Below are 20,385 nucleotides of genomic sequence, written 5' to 3'. Positions count from 1 at the left end.
ATCAAAAACAGGCAATTACACAATTTTAATTACAGTCTCTTCAACGCCCATATCAAAACCGGTAACTCTCAACCTTTCAAAGCTATGTGTCAGTTCGCGCCGCGCCTGATACAAATTAATGCATTACTGCAGTGAGCGCACCGGTAACGATTACGCCAAGTGCGACTACCGTTGTTATCACAGCATATTTCAGATCAGAGCCCATCATTCTTCTCCTGGTTTTACTTATACAATGTATAGTCAGGTCAGTTTCCCATAAAAACCCGCAAAAATCTTTCCGGAAATGATCCTTCAGACATTTTTCCTCTTTCCCTTTTCGTAAAGATAGGACAGAATCCCCCGCGAATTTATTACGCGCCGCCTGGTTAATCCCTCCGCCGTATGTCGCCCTTCCGTCATTTCAACAACTTTTTCGTTGTGTGGGGAAGTGCGAAGGCAAACGTTTAACCATCGAGTATTCAGGAGATTACGTCATGCTCTGGAGCGAAAGCTAATGGCAACGATTAAAGATGTAGCCAAACGCGCAAACGTTTCCACCACAACTGTTTCACACGTGATTAACAAGACGCGATTTGTGGCGGAAGAAACCCGCAATGCGGTGTGGGCGGCCATTAAAGAGCTGCACTACTCTCCCAGCGCCGTGGCGCGCAGCCTGAAGGTGAATCACACCAAATCTATCGGGCTGCTGGCGACTAACAGCGAGGCCGCTTACTTTGCCGAAATCATCGAATCAGTGGAACAAAGCTGTTTTGAAAAAGGCTATACCCTGATTCTGGGCAACGCCTGGAATAATCTGGAAAAGCAGCGCGCTTATCTGTCGATGATGGCGCAAAAGCGCGTCGACGGGTTGATGGTTATGTGCTCGGAGTATTCAGAGCAGGTTATTGCCATGCTTGAGGAATATCGCCATATTCCTATGGTGGTTATGGACTGGGGCGAAGCCAAAGCCGATTTCACCGACTCGGTTATTGATAACGCCTTTGAAGGCGGCTATATGGCGGGCCGCTACCTGATAGAACGGGGGCACCGCGACATAGGCGCAATCCCAGGCTCGCTGGATCGCAACACCGGCTCAGGCCGCCTGGCGGGTTTCATGAAAGCCATGCAGGAAGCGAAAATCACGGTTAACGACGCATGGGTGGTTCAGGGCGACTTTGAACCGGAATCGGGCTATCGCGCTATGCAACAAATATTGTCTCAGCCCCATCGCCCTACTGCCGTATTCTGCGGTGGGGACATTATGGCAATGGGCGCGCTGTGCGCTATTGATGAAATGGGTCTGCGTGTACCGCAGGATATTTCGCTTATCGGCTACGATAATGTGCGTAACGCGCGTTATTTCACCCCGGCGCTGACCACTATCCATCAGCCAAAAGACTCGCTGGGCCAGACCGCCTTTGAGATGTTGCTTGACCGCATCATCAATAAGCGCGAACAGTCTCAGACTATCGAAATTCATCCACGTCTGATAGAGCGCCGCTCGGTAGCCGACGGCCCGTTTCGCGATTATCGGCGCTAATCCAGCCCGCTCAGGCGGGCTCGCGTAGCCATTCTGCATTCAACGTTTCGCTGTCGCCCAGATAATTGAGCAGCCAGGCCAGCGCGGGCGACGATCCATCCTGCCGCCATGTCAGACAGCAGGCCGCGTCGGGAAAAGGGTTCTCCAGGCGCAGCGCACGCCATTCACCGCTGACGACCCGTGAATGCGCAATGTGCGCCGGCACCATACCTACGCACAGACCGGCACTCAGGCAATCGGCGGCGGTTGCCCAGTCCGGCACAACCATCCGACGCTGATTATCCAAAAGCCAGGTGATGCGCCGCGGCAGAGAACGCGAGGTATCCTCCAGCACCAGCGCAGGCCACGCGCGTAGCCGCTCATCGCTGAGCACGTCTTCTTCATGCGCCAGCGGATGTTGATTTGCCACCACACAATACCAGCGCAGCAGCCCCATATCGCGAAAAGCGTAACGCCCGCTAACGGGGATGGCCTGCGTTGCGCCGATCGCGGCCTCCACGCGTCCGTCACTCAGCGCATCCCATACGCCGTTAAATACCTCCTGCGCAACGCGCAGCTCAACATCCGGAAACTGTCGATAGAAATCGAGTACCAACTGACGGGTACGCTCAGGCTTAACGATATTGTCCACGGCGATGGAAAGATGGCCGCACCAGCCGTTAGCAATCTGCTGGCACTGCTGACGCGTGGCCTGCATTTTTTTGATAACACTACGCCCTTCTTCCAGAAAAAACCTGCCTGCCGCGGTCAGTTCCACGTCTCTGTGTCGCCGCTCAAACAGCGTAACCGCAAGCCACGCCTCAAGCTGACGTACGGTATAACTTATAGCGGAAGGCACCCGATGCAGCTCCTGCGCCGCCGCGCTAAAGCTGCCGTTGCGCGCCACGGCATCCACGACATCAAGCGAATATTCTGACCACATTTTCTGCCTGCAAAATTTTTGAACCCATCCGGCAAATATTAGCGTTTCACAACGATAAACTCACCCTCTACACTCGGCGCGACGTTAAACAAGAGAAAGAAAACTATGCGATCCCCCTTTAACGGCTTTTTACTGTGGCTGGCCGGGCTGAGCGTGCTGGGCTTCCTGGCAACCGATATGTATCTTCCCGCATTTGCGGCAATTCAACAGGATCTTAAGGCCAGCCCCGGAGCCGTTAGCGCCAGTTTGAGCCTTTTTCTTGCCGGTTTTGCGCTGGCGCAACTTGTCTGGGGGCCGCTTTCCGATCGCTTTGGCCGCCGCCCCATTCTGCTGGCCGGGCTTGGGCTGTTTGCAGCAGGCTGTCTGGGTATGATGATGGTTAAGGGGGCCGCCGGGATGCTGGTGCTGCGCTTTGTGCAGGCCGTTGGCGTTTGCGCCGCGACGGTAAGCTGGCAGGCGCTGGTGACCGATAGCTACCCCGCCAGACAGGCCCGGCGAATTTTCGCCACTATTATGCCGCTGGTTAGTCTGTCTCCCGCGCTCGCCCCACTGCTTGGCAGTTGGCTGTTAGCGCATTTCCAGTGGCGGGCTATTTTTCTGGCGCTGTTTGGCATTACGCTTATGCTGATGCTGCCAACGCTTAAGCTCAAGCCCCTTCAGGCTACGCCCTGCGAAGGCAAACGCATTCGTTTTATTACCCTGCTGCATAACCGGGTATATTGCGGCAATGTGCTTATCTACGCCGCCTGCTCCGCCAGCTTTTTTGCGTGGCTTACCGGTTCGCCTTTTCTGCTGCATGACATGGGTTACGGCCCTTCAGCTATCGGCCTGAGTTATATTCCACAAACGCTGGCTTTCCTGGCTGGCGGCTATGGTTGCCGCAGCCTGCTGGAACGCCTCAGCGGCCCGCGTCTGCTGCCGTGGTTATTAGTCGCTTACGCGCTTAGCACGCTGGCGACCTGGGGCGTTGCGCTGTCCGGCTATGCGAACCTGACGCTGCTGTTGATTCCATTTTGCGCGATGGCCCTGGCAAACGGCGCAATTTATCCCATCGTAGTCGCCTCAGCGTTGCTCCCCTTCCCACAGGCAACCGGGCGTGCCGCCGCACTACAAAATGCGCTTCAGCTTGGCTTATGTTTTCTGGCAAGCCTGATTGTGTCCTGGCTTGCCGACACGCCGCTGGAAGCCACTACCAGCGTGATGGCCGGTATGGTTATTCTGGTTTTTGCTGGTTACATCCTGCAAGGCCGTCACCCCGCTAAATAAGCAGATATGCGCGCTTAAAAAATAACGCAGGCAATTATTCACTTAAATGTAGTTAGCTGCCTAACAGTTAACGCTTGAATCGCTTTTTACCCGGGCCTATACTCAATCCAGCTCCGGGTAACTATCATAAAACGAATCAGTAACGGGAGCGCCTGCGCTCCCGTTTTTGCCTGTTCAGGGGTCACCCCCCTTTTTTCATTTTTTCTGTCACTTACACATGGATTACCGTGAGATTTCTCACATTCAAAAAATAGCGTCTACGCTCTTCGGGAACGTTTGCGTTTTAAGTGGATCGGCTCAAAACAGAGATGATGGAGAAGCTATGAGTTCATCGTGTATTGAAGTAGCCAACATACGAGATAATGAATGGTATCGCATTGCTAATGAAATGCTCGAACATGCTGGCATAAAAATAAACGGTTCCGCCCCCTTCGATATTCAGGTCAGACATCCCAATTTTTTCAAACGCGTATTGCAGGAAGGTTCGCTGGGGTTGGGTGAAAGTTATATGGACGGCTGGTGGGAATGTGAACGTCTGGATATGTTTTTTACGCGCGTTTTACGCGCCGGGCTGGAAAAAAAACTTCCTCGCCATTTCAGGGATACCCTGCGTATTCTCACCGCTCGCCTGATGAACCTGCAAAGCCGCAAACGTGCCTGGATCGTTGGCAAAGAGCACTACGACCTCGGCAACGATCTGTTTTCCCGCATGCTCGATCCCTATATGCAATACTCCTGCGGTTACTGGAAAGACGCTGATAACCTGGCGGACGCCCAGCAGGCCAAGCTGAAAATGATCTGTGAAAAACTGCAACTGGCGCCTGGTATGAAATTACTGGATATTGGCTGTGGATGGGGCGGCCTGGCGCAATACGCTGCGCGCCACTATGACGTTTGCGTACACGGCGTCACCATCTCCGCCGAACAGCAGGCGCTGGCGCAGTCGCGCTGTAGCGGGCTGGATGTCACTATTTTGTTGCAGGATTATCGCGATCTCAACGCTCAGTACGATCGCATTGTATCCGTGGGCATGTTTGAGCACGTAGGCCCCAAAAACTATCAGACCTATTTTTCCGTCGTCGCTCGCAATCTGAAGCCCGACGGCCTTTTTCTGCTGCACACTATCGGCTCAAATAAAACGAGTAATAACGTCGATCCGTGGATCGATAAATATATTTTCCCCAATGGCTGTTTACCTTCGGTAAAACATATTGCCGGGGTCAGCGAAAAACACTTTGTGATGGAAGACTGGCATAACTTTGGCACAGACTACGACACAACGCTAATGGCCTGGCACCAGCGTTTCCTACAGGCCTGGCCTGAGATCGCCGGCAATTACAACGAACGCTTCAAACGCATGTTCTCATATTATCTGAACGCCTGCGCCGGGGCCTTTCGGGCCCGCGATATTCAACTCTGGCAGGTAGTCTTTAGCCGCGGTGTTGAAAACGGTTTGCGCGTGCCGCACTAAATGAGTATTCCCCCTACCTGAAGTCCGAAGATAAAGAGGGCTTCGGGTGAACGGGTAAAGCGGCCTGATTTGCACGCGTCTGCGAAAGCCTAAAGGCTGCGTTGCTTCGCGGTGCGTTCGCCGGTTTCAGAGGCCGCCAGCCCCAAACTGTAAGCCTGTTGATCAAATGGCCCGATCGTCCGGGCCTCAGGATGACATAGCGCTTTTGCCTTACAGGAAGCGTCATTCACAGACATGCTTAACTGACGCGAATCGTTTTTTTATTCCTGCCAGGGGCCAGGCTGCTGACCTTTTTGCTCAGCCTGCGCCGGCGTTTCCCGTTTCTCCAGCACACGTTCTACCGTATCGACAATAGCCTGCGTATGCGGATCAATTTCGATATTCACCCGCTGCCCCAGTTTCTTATTACCAAGGGTAGTGCGCTGTAGCGTTTCTGGGATCAGATGCACGCAAAAGCGCGTAGCGGTCACCTCTCCCACCGTCAGACTAATACCGTCAATGCCGATAAACCCTTTATGCAGAATATATTTCATCTGCGCGACGTCAGCAGGTTTAAACCAGATTTGGCGATTGTGCTCAGATGTCAGGATCTTTACAATTTCGGCAGTGGTCATAATATGGCCAGACATCAGATGGCCGCCGATCTCGTCGCCAAACCGTGCCGCACGTTCAATATTAACGATATCGCCGGGGCAAATATCGCCAAGGTTAGTGACACGCAGCGTCTCTTTCATTAAATCGAAACTCACGTAATTTTCGTGGATGCCCGTAACGGTCAGGCAACAGCCGTTGTGCGCCACCGATGCGCCAGTTTCCAGCCCCGGCAATAGCGCATCGGGCATTTGGATAATATGGGTGCGAAAATGGGGGTGTTCATCAACAGATACGACAGTCGCCGTACCCTGCACGATACCAGTAAACATAAAGACTCCTGCATGCCGACGGACGGCGTAAGACATTCTTCCCGCAAGATAACAGTAGAAAAAAAAGGTTGCCAGCGGCAAAGTACAACCAGGTATGATTTCTCCAGCTTTGACGCTACAATAACCGAATAAATCCCCCGATTTCTCTTTTTGCTGCCATTACAGGGCGGCTTCTTTATTTTTCAAATAACAACAACATAGAAAGGTATTCACGTGCAGAAGTATTTTACAGAAGCGCGTCAGCTACTGGCGCTGGCGATTCCGGTCATTCTCGCGCAGATTGCCCAAACGGCGATGGGGTTTGTCGATACGGTAATGGCTGGCGGCTACAGCGCTACCGACATGGCCGCTGTCGCGATCGGCACGTCAATATGGCTACCGGCCATCTTATTTGGTCACGGGCTGTTACTGGCCCTGACGCCCATAGTGGCCCAGCTCAACGGCTCCGGGCGCCGCGATCGTGTGGCGTCCCACGTGCGCCAGGGGTTCTGGCTGGCGGGCGTAGTCAGCGTTATCATTATGATCGTACTGTGGAATGCCGGGTATATTATACGCAGTATGCACAATATTGACCCCGGGATGGCTGACACGGCCGTGGGTTATCTGCGCGCGCTGCTTTGGGGAGCGCCTGGCTATCTGTTTTTTCAGGTTGCGCGCAACCAGTGCGAAGGGCTGGCGAAAACCAAGCCGGGCATGGTGATGGGATTTATCGGCCTGCTGGTAAACATTCCTGTTAACTATATTTTTATTTACGGCCGCTTTGGTATGCCTGAATTAGGCGGCGTAGGCTGCGGGGTTGCAACTGCCGCAGTGTACTGGGTTATGTTTGCCAGCATGCTTGCCTAGATTAAACGCGCCCGTTCAATGCGCGATATCCGCAACCACAGCCGCTTTGGCAAACCTGATTACGCGCTGATACTGCGCCTGACTCAACTGGGATTGCCCATTGCGCTGGCGCTGTTTTTTGAAGTTACGCTATTCGCCGTTGTCGCGCTGTTGGTATCACCGCTGGGCATCATTGACGTCGCCGGACATCAAATTGCGCTCAATTTCAGTTCGCTGATGTTTGTATTGCCGTTATCGCTGGGCGCAGCCGTCACCATTCGCGTGGGTTTTCGCCTGGGCCAGGGCTCAACGCTGGACGCGCGAACCTCGTCATGGACCGGCATCGGCGTGGGCGTTTGCTTCGCGACCCTGACCGCGCTCTTTACCATCGTAATGCGCAAGCCCATAGCCCTGCTCTATAACGACAACCCGGAAGTGGTTACGCTGGCTTCGCAGTTGATGCTGCTGGCGGCGATTTATCAAATTTCAGACTCCATCCAGGTTATCGGCAGCGGTGTATTGCGCGGATACAAAGATACACGTTCTATTTTCTTTATCACTTTTATCGCTTACTGGGTTTTGGGATTGCCTTGCGGCTACGTGCTGGCGCTAACCGATATGATTGCGCCTCGTATGGGGCCGGCAGGCTTCTGGATGGGTTTTATCATCGGTCTGACATCGGCGGCCATTATGATGGCGCTGCGGATTCGCTGGCTCCAGCGCCAGCCGTCTGGCGTAATACTTCAGCGTGCCGCGCGTTAACTGGCCACAGGCCGCTTTCCGGCGGCCAATTTTACAGCATACTGCGCAGATGCTCAGCAATTGCGTGAAATAAGGAAGAAAATTGTCACTTACCCCTTGCCAGCAACCAGTGGTGTCGTTAATATTCGTTCCCGCTGTCACCCGCAGCCGTTGCGTTCANGGTGTCGTTAATATTCGTTCCCGCTGTCACCCGCAGCCGTTGCGTTCATAGCTCAGTTGGTTAGAGCACCACCTTGACATGGTGGGGGTCGTTGGTTCGAGTCCAATTGAACGCACCATAGTGCGTCCGTAGCTCAGTTGGTTAGAGCACCACCTTGACATGGTGGGGGTCGGTGGTTCGAGTCCACTCGGACGCACCATTTTTCCGGGTGCCTTTGCCTCTCTTTTGCAACATATCCCCTGTACCGATACCGCTTTCGCGCCCGCGCTGCATGATGAAATAACGCAGGCCGGCATCACGCCGGGAACGTTCCTTCTCTTCTGCTACAGTATGCAAAGCTGCGGCGCTCTGTATGTTTCATTTCAGGCAAGGGCTGAATAATATTATCGCTTCCAGCCCGCCCCGTTACGGTATGGCAAAATTCATTGTTCTGATAAATCGCGAGGCTGCGCGGGCGCTTTTTCAGTGAGCAGCGCATAGCGGTTCAGTAGTTGTTCAAAGCGATCGTCAATTTGTTTACGTAACGCAACGGCGCTCTCTCCTTGCGCCTGCTGCACCGCCAGTTGCCGAAGTAACTCTTCCAGCGGCGGCGTCTTATCCAGCGCCTGACGGATATCGAAAACCGCCGTTTTTAACTCCGAGCCGGTAAGCCAGCGCCCACGGCGCTCATCCAGCGCGTTAAGCCGCTCAGTTAATCTCGCCAGCCGTTGCTGCGCCAGATTCCAGTTCTCAAGGGCGGCGGCAGGGAGCGCCAGCGATTCACGCCGCTGGCGCTCGCGCGCACGGAGCGTCGCGACAGCGGGAGTATCCGGCCACAGCGCATCGGCCTGTGACAACAGCGCATCCCCTTGAGTCTGCCGCCACAGCGCAGGGAGGCCGGCAAGAAACGTTAGCTTTTTATTGAGCGCCATAAGCCAGTCTTCACGGGCATTTTCCAGCGCTTTCGGCGTAAGCGATTTTTGAAACCGCTGCGCATCAGCGCTACCATTCACTACCGGAAGCAGCGCAACATTATCAAATAAGGCCTGAGCTGGCGCAGGCCGCGCCAGCCACCAGACGGCGGCGCCAGTCGCCGCAGCCAGCAACAACGCACAAATAAAACCGGCCATAAACCCGGCGCGCCGGTTCGGCGCCGGCGCGGCGGCGTCGCCTGCCCGCCCTGCATCCGTCATACTCTTTTTCGTTGGCGCGCGCGCCTTACGCGTTTGAGGCAATATTACCGGGGGCGCCTTTTTCACAATCCCTCTGGCTGAAACAGTATCCACAACGCAGGGCGCTCTTTCTGGCGCCGCTTCCTGCGTAATACCCTTTGAGGCGTCAGTCTGCTCAAGCGTCGCCGCAGCCTGCTGCAGCCAGCTCTGTATTTGCTCAAGTCGACTAAGCTGTTTTAGCTCCAGCAACTCCAGCGCATTGCACAGCCGGGCAACGCATGCTTCAGTACGATAAATTAACGGCAAATCCGCATAGCTCAACGTAAGCGCGCGCAGTCGTTGCAACACACTGCCGGTCAGCCAGCTCAGCAACTCCATCCGGGTATGGGTCTGCTGCGGCCACATTTGCATCCAGTGGCCGCAAACCAGCACATCGATAATGCTCAATCCTTCATGTAACCCGGCCAGACCCGCGCGGTGACCGCGGGCCACCGCGTAAAAAACCGCCGTACGCAGGTCAACGCCATTTTTGCTGAATAAAGCCTGACAGCATTGCTCAACGCGACGCCAGTCCACATCCGGGCGGGCCGGGTGCGTCAGTTTTGCCATTTCATCGCGAATCTGGTCGGTTTCAGCGTAACCGCGCGGGTCGCCTGCGACCGAAATTGTTTGAGCGTCCATCATATACTCCTGGCGTCCATATAGCCCTGTTGCCGGAGATGACGAATGAGCAGACGCCCTTCCGGCAAAAATTCAGTGCCATAGCGCACCAGTCCATACTGATGCAGCTCGGCATCAATGGCATAGCGAAGGTGTCCCGGCTCGGTTTGCGGCAACAGCACAACGTCAATACGCTTAAGGCGCGGTTCATAACGGAGTAAAACATCTGACAGGATGCTCATTAACTGATGCGCCGTACCCGGCATGCCCTGAATAATTTTTGTCATGTCCGGCAAACCATAATCCGGCAAATGTTTAAGACTGCCGGCGCGGGTATTGAGTATTCGCTGCATATTGTCCAGCACCGACAATATCAGTTGATTAGCCTCACTGACCTCATCAAGCGACAGACCGCCTGAAAAACTGCCGGTCAGCATTTCGTAAAGTGAAGGTTGCGGCACGGTTGCCCCCAGTCAAAGTTAATACAGCACGGCGGCCCGCACCGGGTCGAGCGCGGTAAGCTGCGCCAGCAGCGCCTCCATCTGGCGTGCGATTGCGGCTTTGTCGGCTTCGCTGCGCTGGGATCGTATACGCAGTAAACGCAAACGCCTTGCGCGTACCTCAAACAGGCGATCCGGCTCCCAGTCCGCCAGGCTCAGCGCCGTCGCGCTACCGTCCAGTTCCGCCAGTAAATGGAGCGCCATATCGTTCTTGCCAAACTGTTCGCACAGACGCGCCATCAGCAGACGCAACAACCACTGGTTGCGTGCGCCGCTAACGCCCGGTCGCGCCTGGAGCCAGGCCAACGCGCTTTCAATACCGTCGCTGTCGGCCTGCGCCAGCGCTTCGGCCTCCAGCGCAAGAATATCGTCACCGGCGTTTGTCACCGCCTGCGGGGCGATGCCGTCGAGCAAACCGCTTTCATCCTCAAGGACAAAACGCAACAACCACTCGCGCGTGACTTCATCAGCAAAGGGGGTCCCGTCTTCCCACGCCAGTTTTTCCAGTCCCGGCAGCCGCGTTAGCAGAATTTTTAAATCCTCGCGAATAATATCCGCCCAACCGTCGGCCGGCGGTGCGGATTTACTCAGCGCCTGGAACAGATACCACTGTAGATCTAACCAGAAGTGATTGACGCCCTCAGCAAAAATACGATCCGCCTGTTCAAGTAATTCACCCCAGCTTTGCTGACGCCACAGGCGCTTAAGAAGTGCGCGGTTATCGCTGCGCGGCGCGGCAAGGCGGGTTCGCCCGGCGCAATCCTGCGGCGGCAGTTGATGTACGGTATCCCAGCGCACAGCGGTAATAATTCGATGCGCCGCCAGCCATCCCTGCGGCTGCGCCCGCAGATAGTTCGCCAGCGCCCGCGTCTGATCGAGCAATTCACGCCCGGAGCGAATACTTTCAACCGGCGGTGCCGCCCCTGGCGCAGGCTGTGCAGGTGGCGCAATGCCATCATAGCGCGGCGCCACGGCATCCGCGCCGCCAGCCCGCGCCAGGCGCGCTTCCAGCGCTGTACTTAGCGCCCCCAGTTCGGGGCGCGAAGCATCCGGCCAGCTTTCAAATACAGACTCAATTCCCGCAAGAGACGCCAGTATGCGCTCAAACGCCGGCCTGTCCACCTCGGGATAGAGCTGCAGGCTGTCGTGGACTTTCGCCCCGGCAAGCCACTCCAGCGCAAGCCTGCGGCTATTGGCGCGCGAGGGCAGCAGCGCTTCGCCATAGCGCTCCAGCAACCCATATAGCAACGCCAGCCCTTCAGCCAGCCCTTCTTCGCCATCCTGATGCAGGCGCGCCCAGGCGTAATAGGTGACAACGCGCACATCTTTTGCTCGCGTTGTCAACACTGTTTCAGCCAACTGGCAGATAAGCCCTGTATCAATGCCTGACAGTCGGTTGACCTCTTCACGCATGCGCTGAAAATCGTCATCATACCCCGGGTCGTCACCGACCGGCTGCTCCGGCGTCACTGGCAACAGCCATTTTTCCCACAGCGCCGTTTGCTCGCCGGCCAGCACCATTGCGCGTTCACTGCCTTCGCTGAAAAAACGCTGGCAAAGCATCGCTAATGTACCGTTCATAACCTTATCTCCTGGCCCAACAACCGGCGACGGCGCTCTGAAGAAGCGTCAGACGCGTTTTGACTTACGTTATACAAACTCCAGCACAATTCCGTTCTCATCCTCCCAGTCCAGGCGCAGCGAGGCATTACGCAAAGTATCGCGCTGCCGGGAAAGCAACTGCTGGCCAAGTACCGGCAGGATTTGCTGATTCAGCAAACTGTCGATATTACGCGCGCCGGTATCCGGCAGCAGGCAAGCATTGACCAGTGAATCAAACAGGCTATCGGTGAATTGCGCGCGTATGCCGTAGTGGCGCGACAGGCGCTTGCCCACCTGCGCGAGCTTCATCTCAACGATAGCGCGCATTGCCTCGCGGCAAAGCGGGCGATAAATTACCGTCTGGAAGCGGGCCAGCAAGGCAGGCTGGAAGCGATCGCGAAGCATCGGGCGCAGCAGCTCATGCAGCTCAGCGTCGGTCGCGTCCGGTTTTTCTTCCAGTAGCTGCATCAGATGATCGCTGCCAAGGTTAGAGGTCATCAGAATCACGGTGTTACGAAAGTCAATTTCCCGTCCTTCGCCATCGCGCATGAAACCGCGATCAAAAACCTGATAAAAAAGATTCATCACATCACGATGCGCCTTTTCCACTTCATCAAGCAACACCACGCTGTAGGGACGCTTGCGTACCGCCTCCGTAAGCACGCCGCCCTGCCCGTAACCAACGTATCCCGGCGGAGAACCTTTAAGCTGGGAAACGGTATGCGCTTCCTGATATTCCGAAAGATTTATAACAATTAGCGATTTTTCGCCGCCGTATAGCGTATCCGCCAGCGCCAACGCGGTTTCTGTTTTCCCAACGCCGCTCGGCCCTACCAGCAAAAAGACGCCCTGCGCCCCGGATTCCGGCGTCAGGCCCGAACAGGCAGCGCGCAGGCGTTGCGCCACTGCGCTCAGCGCCGCCGGCTGCCCCACAACGCGACGCTCCAGCTCCTTTTCAAGCGTAAGCAGTTCACTCTGCTCATCTTTTAACAGCGAGGACAACGGAACGCCGGTCCAGTCGGCAACCACGCTTGCTACGGTGCGCGCATCAACGTCAAGCATCAGTGACGGTGAAATACCCTGCAGCGTCACCAACTGCTGGCTTAAATCTTTCAATTGCTGGCTTTGCGGTTCGCTCTGACGCAGCGCCAGTATTTTTTCCGCCAGCACCTTTTCCTTCTGGTATTTTTCCTGTAACGCTTCCAGTTCAAGCACAAGCTCGTGGCGACGATCGGAAAGATCAGCCAGACGCTCCTGGCCCGGTGGGATAATAAACTGGCTGTCTTCTTCGATTGCCTGCTGCTCCATTACCAGCGCCGTAATCTGCGCCTGGGTTCCGACGAGTGAGGAAGGTCGGGTATCCAGGCTCATGCGAACGCGCGCGGCGGCGGTATCCAGCAGATCAACCGCCTTATCCGGCAACTGGCGGCCTGTCAGATATCGGCGTGACAACGTCACGGCGGCCTTAACGGCAGAATCGGTGATATGTACGCCATGATGAGCGGCATAGCGTGATTTCAGGCCGCGCAGCATCAGGCAGGCAGCCTCGTCGTTTGGCTCATCCACTTTTACCATCTGGAAACGACGTTCCAGCGCCGCATCCCGCTCGAAATATTGTTTGTATTCGCTCCAGGTTGTAGCAGCAATAGTGCGCAACTCACCGCGCGCGAGCGCGGGTTTAAGCAGATTCGCGGCATCCGCGCCGCCGGCCTGATTACCTGCGCCGATAAGGGTATGCGCCTCATCAATGAATAGCAGAATCGGCTGCGGCGACTGTTGCACCGCAGCAATCACGTTTTTAAGGCGCTGTTCAAATTCGCCTTTGACGCCGGCGCCCGCGGACAACAGCCCAAGGTCAAGGACGCGCACGGCGACCGGTCGTAAACTCTCCGGCACGTCGCCCTCAACAATACGCAACGCCAGGCCCTCTACCAGCGCCGTTTTTCCAACCCCCGGCTCACCGACAAGAATTGGGTTGTTTTTACGCCGGCGAGAGAGAATATCAACCATCTGGCGAATTTCATCATCACGGCCGAATACCGGGTCTACCTGCTGCGCCCGCGCTTTAGCGGTGATATCCTGGGTAAATTTATCCAGCGCGCTCTGTAGCGCCGCACTCAAGCCCGCGCCCGCTTCTGGCGATACCGCGTCAGGCTCCCTGCCGACATCTTCAATCGCCATCGGCGCATCTTCTATTTTTTGCACCTGCGGACGCTCATCGGAAGTGTTGTCCAGCAGTGGGCGCAGGCGTTCAAGCTGAGCCCGGCTCAGGCTCAGCAGCGGCCACAGGCTGTCGCAGGCCAGCAACGCAGGGTTATCGACCAACGCAGCCAGCAGGTGACGGCTGCGAATCTGCGTATCGTTATCCTCAAGTGAAGTCACCAGCCATGCCTGGCGGATTAACGTCATTAGCTGAGCGGAAAGCTGCGGTCGGCTGCGCACCGTTCGCGGCAGCTTTTCCAGCCATTCCAGCAATGCCTGCCACAGGCCGTCCATATCCCAGTCGTACCGACGGGCCAGTACAGTAATATCCCCTTCGCCGTGTTCCAGGAGTTTAAGCAACCAGTGCTCAATACGAATTTCAGCGTGCGCGCGCGTCTGGCACAGGGAAGCGGCAGCTTCCAGCGCGCTGGCGCAAAAAGGATTAAGCCGACGTAATAAAATTGCCTGGTTTTCCATAATATTTCTCTTTCCAGCTTTGTGTTTGCGGCATGATTGTGTGTGTAGTTATAAGTTACAAGGTTGAGCGTTATGCTTATCCATCATTCTTTGTTAAGCGCGCTTGCCGCTTAACAAAAAAGACGAAAAAAGCAGACGCCGGACGTCTGCTTTATAAAACCCACTCAAGCGGTTACGCGTTCATTCCAGGAATCGGAATGAATAATGTTGCCATCTTTATAGGTCCAGGTAATTTTTTCGTAGCGAAGTTCGACTTCTTCCAAATGGTTGTGCTTTTCTTTAGACGGATCTTTTACGTCGTACATAACCGGCGCAACTTTCACCACTTTTACGTTTTCCAGTTTGGTGTTGAAATACTCAACTTCCTGGCCTGCATCATCGATTTTGTACCACTTAAATTCAGCGGCTTTCAGCGTTTGACCTGTGGTAACCGCTTTATAAAGATAGGGGCTGGATGCGTCGATCTCTTTTGTAAATTTAAACGGCGTATGTACTCTTGTGCCCGTCAACTTACCGGTATTGTTATCCGTAGGAATATAAAGATTATGTTGCTGTGCGACGACTTCAACGCTGCCTTCACGATCTTTTACATCAACAGAACCTTTGATATCCGCTCCGCCGTCATCCTTGAGCCAAAGGTAAACAGGAATAGCCATTTATTTCTCCTTGATTAATGTTGAGTCTTCACCTTTTTGCGGTGAAGTAGGTTCAACCCTGTTCTGACAGGCATCCGCCTGCGGCACAAGGCTGATCTCGACGCGGCGGTTAAGCTTACGCCCTTCCGGCGTGTCGTTCGATTCAACGGGACGACTGTCGCCATACCCCTGAACCGCAAAACAACCTGGCGAAACGTCGCTGGTCGCCAGCATCCAGTCGCGCACGGCTTCAGCGCGACGTAGAGAAAGTTGTTGATTCGTTCTGGCATCGCCAGTGTTATCGGTATGTCCGGATACCACAATCAACCAGCCCGGGCGCGCTTTAATATTTATCAGCGCATCAACGAGAATTTTGGTGGAACCCTGAATCAACGTCGATTTGCCTGTATCAAACAGCGCCATACTGTCCAGACGCACGGTGTCAGGCGCCGCCTGGACGATAACCGGCGCAGGCGGTGGCGGCGGCGACCAGCTATTCATGACGCTACGCACCAGCACAAGCAGGCGCCCGCCCTGAAACATGCCCAGCGAATAACTGACCGGCGCGCCTTCGCGCTGCCATTCATCCAGAAGGCGCGCATCGTCGCGCAGTCGGTTTTGCGCCAGTTGTTTCGGTTGCAACATATCCCCCTTCATGCGTTCAAAAAGCTGGATATGATCGCTGACATTGCGAATAAGCCGCTGGTTATTGATGTATGTCGCCAACATCGCAAGGATCAGAAAGCCCCCCAGCAGCAACCCCGCCAGGCCGCACTGGCGCTCGGCGCGGCTCAGGCCTGAACGCGCAGGAAGTACGGACAGCAGAGGATCGGGGAAAGGCAGCTCTCCCCCTTTTTCTTCAGCCTTCGGCGCCAGCGAGGTAATACCCGCCACGCTGCGTTGCCAGTCGTTCCCGGCTTGTACGGCAAAAGAAGAAAGATGCCATATCCACATCCACGGAAGGAGCGGTTTTGCATCGCTACCGGATGTGCTGAATACGGACAATATGCGCGAGGCAGTCCAGGCGACGGCGCCGTTAAGCCACAGCGTCTGGCTTAAGCGCGACTGGCGAGAAATAGGCTGCGCGCCCCAGTCACTTAAAGGGACCCCCACTTTGCAATCGCGCCAGATTTGCATTTCTTTGTAACCCGCAAGCCGCGTAAACCAGCGGGCATCGCTGGAATAATCCGCATCCGGCGGGTTGATATAACAACATCCCCAAACCGGCAAATCGGCCGTCAACCAGTGGCGGCTGAGCGATATTGCCCTGTGCCAGGCATGCATCTGCTGCATAAAGGCATCGCCATCTTTATGCAGCTCAGGCGCAATGGCCATCATTATCGATATCTGCCATAACAGGCCCGGGCGCGTTACGGACAACCTTTGGGCCATCAGTAACAGGTTTTCCGGATCCGAAATGCGCAGATACCAGCCTCGTTGCGTTTCCCGGGTTTTATTTTCGCCAAATAAAAGTTCATCGTCGCCGCAGACCAACACCACCGCCCCGCAAAACGATTCAGGCGGCAGCCAGGCGTCGTCAAGCCCGCAAGCCGCTTTGCGAAGCTTTCGCATATGCTGCCATCGCCAGGCTATCCAGCCGCCGGCAAGCAACAGCGCCAGCGCGCTCAGCGTCCACTGAGAGCCGCGTGATAAGGGCCAGAATCCCCAGAAAAGCAAAAGCGCTAACGCCGCGCTAAAAAACCCCGGCCATACCTGGCTGAGTATTCGCATTTACGCCATCCCTGTTAATTGTGAAACCAGGTCCTGCAATGTTGATGAAAGGAAAAACCACAGCGCCGCGAGTATGATTACGCCGCCAATCCAGCCAAACCACCATCGCGTGCGCCCCGTGCCTTTTTTGGCCGGCGCGGCAATGATGGGGATATCCGTTGTCATAGCAAAAGGGGGAACCTGCTGGCTTAACGCCTGCACTACGTCTTCGCGCCTTTCATCGCCCTGTTCGCGATAACGACCCACAAAACCAAGCGCCAGCGCACGATAAAAACAGGTCAGCGCCGCGATATCCGGCGCCGGAGAACGCAGTTGTACTTTGATACGCTCCCACAGCTCTTCGCCGGCATTCAGCGTGTTAAAATATTTCGCCTGCAGCGGCGATGACAGCCATTTCTCCGAACCGCTGTCATGCTGTTTGCGATTGAGCACGCTTTCATCCAGCAGCGCGCACTGGGTGTAGATCATCTGCTCAATGCTCGCCTCGCTAAAGCCCGCTTCTGCAAGTTCCTGTCGGACTTTGTCAACCCAGCCGCAGGCGCGACGATAAACGGCCTCGCCATCATCGATAGCCTGGCCGTTACGTAATTGACTGACCATCAGCCAGGTCGGCCAGAAGATACGATCGATCTGGGTGGTAATGTTTTTTTCATTCATGTACGCAATACCGCAAACAGTTCCAGCTTAACTTCGCCCAACGATCCCGGAACGTAAAATGCGCAATTTCCGGCGTCCAGCATGCTCTTGCCCGCAGGCGTGGCGATATCCAGCGCAAAATACTGGTTTTCCAGCCGCAGCGGTATCGCTGCGGGAACGTGTGATAGCGGCTTAAGCGGTACGCCGTTTAGCGCCACATTGACCACATCTGCGACCTCTTCGCGGCTGCCTGCTTTACACAACAGCGGAAACTGAGTCTGAAGCAAGTGCGCAGGCATCGACGAGCGCACTGAAAGATAGAAATCGGCTTCCTCACGCAGCCTGGCGTCATGCAGATCGCCGCGCCAGAAGCTTCCTTCACGCAACAGATCAATTGCGATAACGCGCGACGGCAGACAGGTTTCCAGCAAATCAAATAAGAGCGAGATAAGCGGCCCAAAGACCTGTTCCGGCGCATCATGACGGTACAGAGGAATGGCGTCGCCGTCGCGATCGAGCGAAAATGTCAGCAGCCCGCCCGCCAGGCGAGCCAACTCACGCCAAAGCAGTTCAGGATGCCTGCCTGGACTTTGCAGCAATTCCCGCAGCACCGGTTCAGCGCTGTTGAGCGTATTTAGCAGCCAGAAGAGCGAAACATCGGCAACGGCAAAATCAGCCATCCGTTCGTTACTTTCCCGGCGCATATTCATCAACCGCTGGCGACGGGCGCGTATGCGATGCAGCAGTTCGGTTAGCGCATCCAGCAGCCAGGGGCTGGCCTTTAGCGTCATCAGCGGAGGAATAAACGTAGTATCCAGTCCCCACTGCCCCTGGGCATCGCGCGTCAGGCGCGCAACCGGGCAGGTTAACCAGGCGTCATTTTCCTGATGAGCGAAACGCAGCGTTGCCGCCTGGCGCAACACGGCAATTTCAGTACGCTCAAACCCGGCAAGCTCCTGTACGGAAATCCATTCGCGCTTCCAGCGGCGTGGGCGTTCGCCTTCGCTACCTTCGTCGAGATTACCGCCGTTTGCGCTCAATAGCGCCAGCGCCAGTACCACCTCGACGCTCTCCCGATCGCCAGCACCAGCAAGGTCGAGCGTCGGCGGCAAATTATCCGCCTGCTCGCTGTCAAACAATGAACCATCGGGAAACCTGACAACCATTTTTAAGGGGTGCAGGCGCGAAACGGCAAGCGCCCCCGGGTCGAACGCCGCCTCTACCACGCCCCACGGCGATGCTATCGACAGCCTGGCGACGGCGTCCGCAACATAAGCATCCCAGCGCGCTTGCTGCTGGAACTGTTGCGGGGCCAGAAAGGCCCCATCAGTCCATAAGGGACGATAGATTTTCATCCCCGCCTCCCTATGCTTTCGCCTTCGGCATCTGGGAAACAAGCGACAGATTAACGTCCATACCCTCTACCTGGAAGTGCGGAACAGCATACAGCTTCACGCGGAAGAAACCCGGGTTGTCTTCAATATCTTCAACCACAACTCTGGCATCGCGCAATGGGTGTGATGCCTGTAAATCATCCCCCGGATCGGTCATTTCAGTAACCAGCCCACGCACCCAGTTGTTCAGCTCAAGCTCCAGCAGACGGCGATCTTTCGTGGTGCCAATATTTTCACGCTGAATGAGCTTAAGATAGTGCGCAATGCGCGACAGCAGGAAGATATAGGGCAAACGGGCGTTAATACGGCTGTTCGCCGTAGCATCCGGCGTATCGTACAGCGCCGGTTTTTGCGCCGAGTTTGCAGAGAAGAAGCAGGCATAATCACGGTTTTTGTAGTACGACAGCGGAATAAAGCCCAGATTCGCAAATTCGAACTCACGCGTTTCCGGAATCATGACTTCAGACGGAATTTTCACCTGATTGCCGGTACCCAAATCGTAGAGATGGATTGGCAAATCGGTCACAGCGCCGCCGGCCTGAGGACCACGAATCTGTACGCACCAGCCGTTCTTAATAAAGCTACGCACCATATTGGCCGCAAAGGCGAAAGCCGCGTTAGTCCACAGGTATTTCTCGTGGTCAGGCCCTTTCACTTCTTCTATATAATTAAAACTACGCACCGGCACGGTATCCGGCCCATAAGGCAGACGCCCCAGCACACGCGGCATAGTCAGCCCGATATAGCGTGAGTCATCCGTATCGCGAAACGATTTCCACTTAATATATTCCGCCCGATCAAAATAGTTGCCAATATCCTTGATTGCCGAAACCTCTTCCATACTCTCTTTCAGGAAGAATTTCGCGCCAACCGCGCCGACAAACGGCATATGGGCCGCCGCAGAAACTTTGGATATATTGCGCAACAGCGCGACGTCCTGGGCGCTGGCATCAAATTCATAATTTGAAATGACCGCCCCGATAGGCTCGCCGCCTGGCGTGTCATATTCGGCAATATAGGTATGGCGATAGAGGCCGCTTTGGATAATTTCCGGGCAATCTTCAAAATCCTGACGCAAATCTTCTTTAGAAACATCCAGCAGTTCTACTTTTACGTTCGCGCGAAAATCAGTGCGATCCACCAGGAATTTCAGACCGCGCCAGGCCGATTCCACTTTTTGAAACTCGGGATGGTGCATTACGGCATCCAACTGACGGCTGATCTGCTGATCCAGCTCCGCAATATGGTGGTCAAGCAGCGTTTTATCCAACCGTTCGACTTTCTGCCCGGACTGTTTCAGACGTTCAAGGAAAACCTGAACGGCTGCCGTTACGCGCTCATCAGCGCTGGTTTCGGATAGTGCGTTATTATCCTGGAAGGCATTCAGATCGGCCAGCTCGGCAACCGGCGTCAGATTAATTTTATTGAACAGGGATGCATACACGCCATCAGCGGCACCCTTCTCCAGCACGGTCGCACTCTGCCCGGAGGCCATAGTTTCAGTATCGACAGACATCAGCAATCTCTCTCTTCAAAATCCATGTAAAAG

The 20,385-nt window shown here is 55.3% G+C and carries 15 protein-coding genes, 2 tRNA genes and 1 pseudogene; 6 read left to right on the top strand and 12 right to left on the bottom strand.

Features of this window, described 5'->3' with window-relative positions:
* Positions 1 to 115 precede the first annotated feature (115 nt).
* A complete protein-coding gene (gene cydH, locus JJB97_RS18700; protein ID WP_399197975.1) occupies positions 116 to 205 on the bottom strand; it encodes a cytochrome bd-I oxidase subunit CydH in 90 nt (29 codons plus the stop codon).
* 288 nt (positions 206 to 493) lie between these two features.
* Between cydH and purR the strand changes: the two genes are divergently transcribed.
* Positions 494 to 1,519, top strand: a complete 1,026-nt coding sequence (gene purR / locus JJB97_RS02835) for an HTH-type transcriptional repressor PurR (RefSeq protein WP_238712285.1) — start codon at positions 494 to 496, stop codon at positions 1,517 to 1,519.
* A 10-nt stretch (positions 1,520 to 1,529) separates the two neighbouring features.
* On the opposite strand, the gene punR is transcribed toward purR, so the two are convergent.
* On the bottom strand, positions 1,530 to 2,441 hold the full coding sequence (gene punR / locus JJB97_RS02830; RefSeq protein ID WP_238712284.1) for a DNA-binding transcriptional activator PunR: 912 nt from the start codon (positions 2,439 to 2,441) through the stop codon (positions 1,530 to 1,532).
* A 105-nt stretch (positions 2,442 to 2,546) separates the two neighbouring features.
* On the opposite strand from punR, the gene punC reads away from it, so the two are divergent.
* Together punC and cfa are read left to right on the top strand one after the other, a co-directional pair.
* Entirely contained in the window at positions 2,547 to 3,707 is a 1,161-nt protein-coding gene (gene punC, locus JJB97_RS02825; RefSeq protein ID WP_238712283.1) for a purine nucleoside transporter PunC, read from the top strand.
* Between the two features lie 322 nt (positions 3,708 to 4,029).
* Positions 4,030 to 5,178, top strand: a complete 1,149-nt coding sequence (cfa, locus tag JJB97_RS02820; RefSeq protein WP_238712282.1) for a cyclopropane fatty acyl phospholipid synthase — start codon at positions 4,030 to 4,032, stop codon at positions 5,176 to 5,178.
* A gap of 260 nt (positions 5,179 to 5,438) precedes the next feature.
* On the opposite strand, the gene JJB97_RS02815 is transcribed toward cfa, so the two are convergent.
* Entirely contained in the window at positions 5,439 to 6,101 is a 663-nt protein-coding gene (locus tag JJB97_RS02815; protein WP_238712281.1) for a riboflavin synthase subunit alpha, read from the bottom strand.
* Between the two features lie 213 nt (positions 6,102 to 6,314).
* Between JJB97_RS02815 and mdtK the strand changes: the two are divergent.
* From mdtK to JJB97_RS02800, 3 genes and pseudogenes are all read left to right on the top strand, one after another.
* Positions 6,315 to 7,688: pseudogene (mdtK, locus tag JJB97_RS02810) on the top strand (MdtK family multidrug efflux MATE transporter).
* Positions 7,689 to 7,889: 201 nt separating this feature from the next.
* A tRNA-Val gene (locus tag JJB97_RS02805) sits at positions 7,890 to 7,966 on the top strand.
* 4 nt (positions 7,967 to 7,970) lie between these two features.
* A tRNA-Val gene (locus JJB97_RS02800) sits at positions 7,971 to 8,047 on the top strand.
* 223 nt (positions 8,048 to 8,270) lie between these two features.
* Here the strand turns inward: JJB97_RS02800 and JJB97_RS02795 are convergent.
* The 9 genes from JJB97_RS02795 to tssC all read right to left on the bottom strand — a co-directional run bounded on the left by JJB97_RS02795 (position 8,271) and on the right by tssC (position 20,358).
* Complete coding sequence (locus tag JJB97_RS02795; protein WP_238712280.1) at positions 8,271 to 9,683, bottom strand: VasL domain-containing protein; 1,413 nt, start codon at positions 9,681 to 9,683, stop codon at positions 8,271 to 8,273.
* On the bottom strand, positions 9,680 to 10,120 hold the full coding sequence (gene tssE, locus JJB97_RS02790) for a type VI secretion system baseplate subunit TssE (protein WP_317980781.1): 441 nt from the start codon (positions 10,118 to 10,120) through the stop codon (positions 9,680 to 9,682). Before tssE ends, JJB97_RS02795 begins: the two co-directional genes overlap by 4 nt.
* Positions 10,121 to 10,138: 18 nt before the next feature.
* Positions 10,139 to 11,740, bottom strand: a complete 1,602-nt coding sequence (gene tssA / locus JJB97_RS02785; RefSeq protein WP_399197969.1) for a type VI secretion system protein TssA — start codon at positions 11,738 to 11,740, stop codon at positions 10,139 to 10,141.
* A 69-nt stretch (positions 11,741 to 11,809) separates the two neighbouring features.
* Positions 11,810 to 14,440 (bottom strand): type VI secretion system ATPase TssH, encoded by a 2,631-nt coding sequence (gene tssH / locus JJB97_RS02780; protein WP_238712279.1) that lies wholly within the window; start codon positions 14,438 to 14,440, stop codon positions 11,810 to 11,812.
* 164 nt (positions 14,441 to 14,604) lie between these two features.
* Complete coding sequence (locus tag JJB97_RS02775; RefSeq protein ID WP_238712278.1) at positions 14,605 to 15,096, bottom strand: Hcp family type VI secretion system effector; 492 nt, start codon at positions 15,094 to 15,096, stop codon at positions 14,605 to 14,607.
* Positions 15,097 to 16,806, bottom strand: coding sequence for an OmpA family protein (locus JJB97_RS02770; RefSeq protein WP_238712277.1), 1,710 nt, complete (start codon positions 16,804 to 16,806; stop codon positions 15,097 to 15,099).
* Positions 16,807 to 17,463, bottom strand: a complete 657-nt coding sequence (tssL, locus tag JJB97_RS02765) for a type VI secretion system protein TssL, short form (RefSeq protein WP_238712276.1) — start codon at positions 17,461 to 17,463, stop codon at positions 16,807 to 16,809.
* Positions 17,460 to 18,797: a type VI secretion system baseplate subunit TssK gene (tssK, locus tag JJB97_RS02760; protein WP_238712275.1), complete on the bottom strand. Its 1,338-nt coding sequence runs from the start codon at positions 18,795 to 18,797 to the stop codon at positions 17,460 to 17,462. The genes tssL and tssK overlap by 4 nt, the downstream gene beginning before the upstream one ends.
* Positions 18,798 to 18,807: 10 nt before the next feature.
* Entirely contained in the window at positions 18,808 to 20,358 is a 1,551-nt protein-coding gene (gene tssC / locus JJB97_RS02755; protein ID WP_238712274.1) for a type VI secretion system contractile sheath large subunit, read from the bottom strand.
* Positions 20,359 to 20,385: the final 27 nt, after the last annotated feature.

It is taken from the genome of Tenebrionibacter intestinalis (assembly GCF_016632365.1).
GTDB lineage: Bacteria > Pseudomonadota > Gammaproteobacteria > Enterobacterales > Enterobacteriaceae > Tenebrionibacter > Tenebrionibacter intestinalis.
The sequence above is the reverse complement of the archived record's forward strand: the minus strand, read 5'-3'. Positions and strand labels throughout refer to the sequence as shown.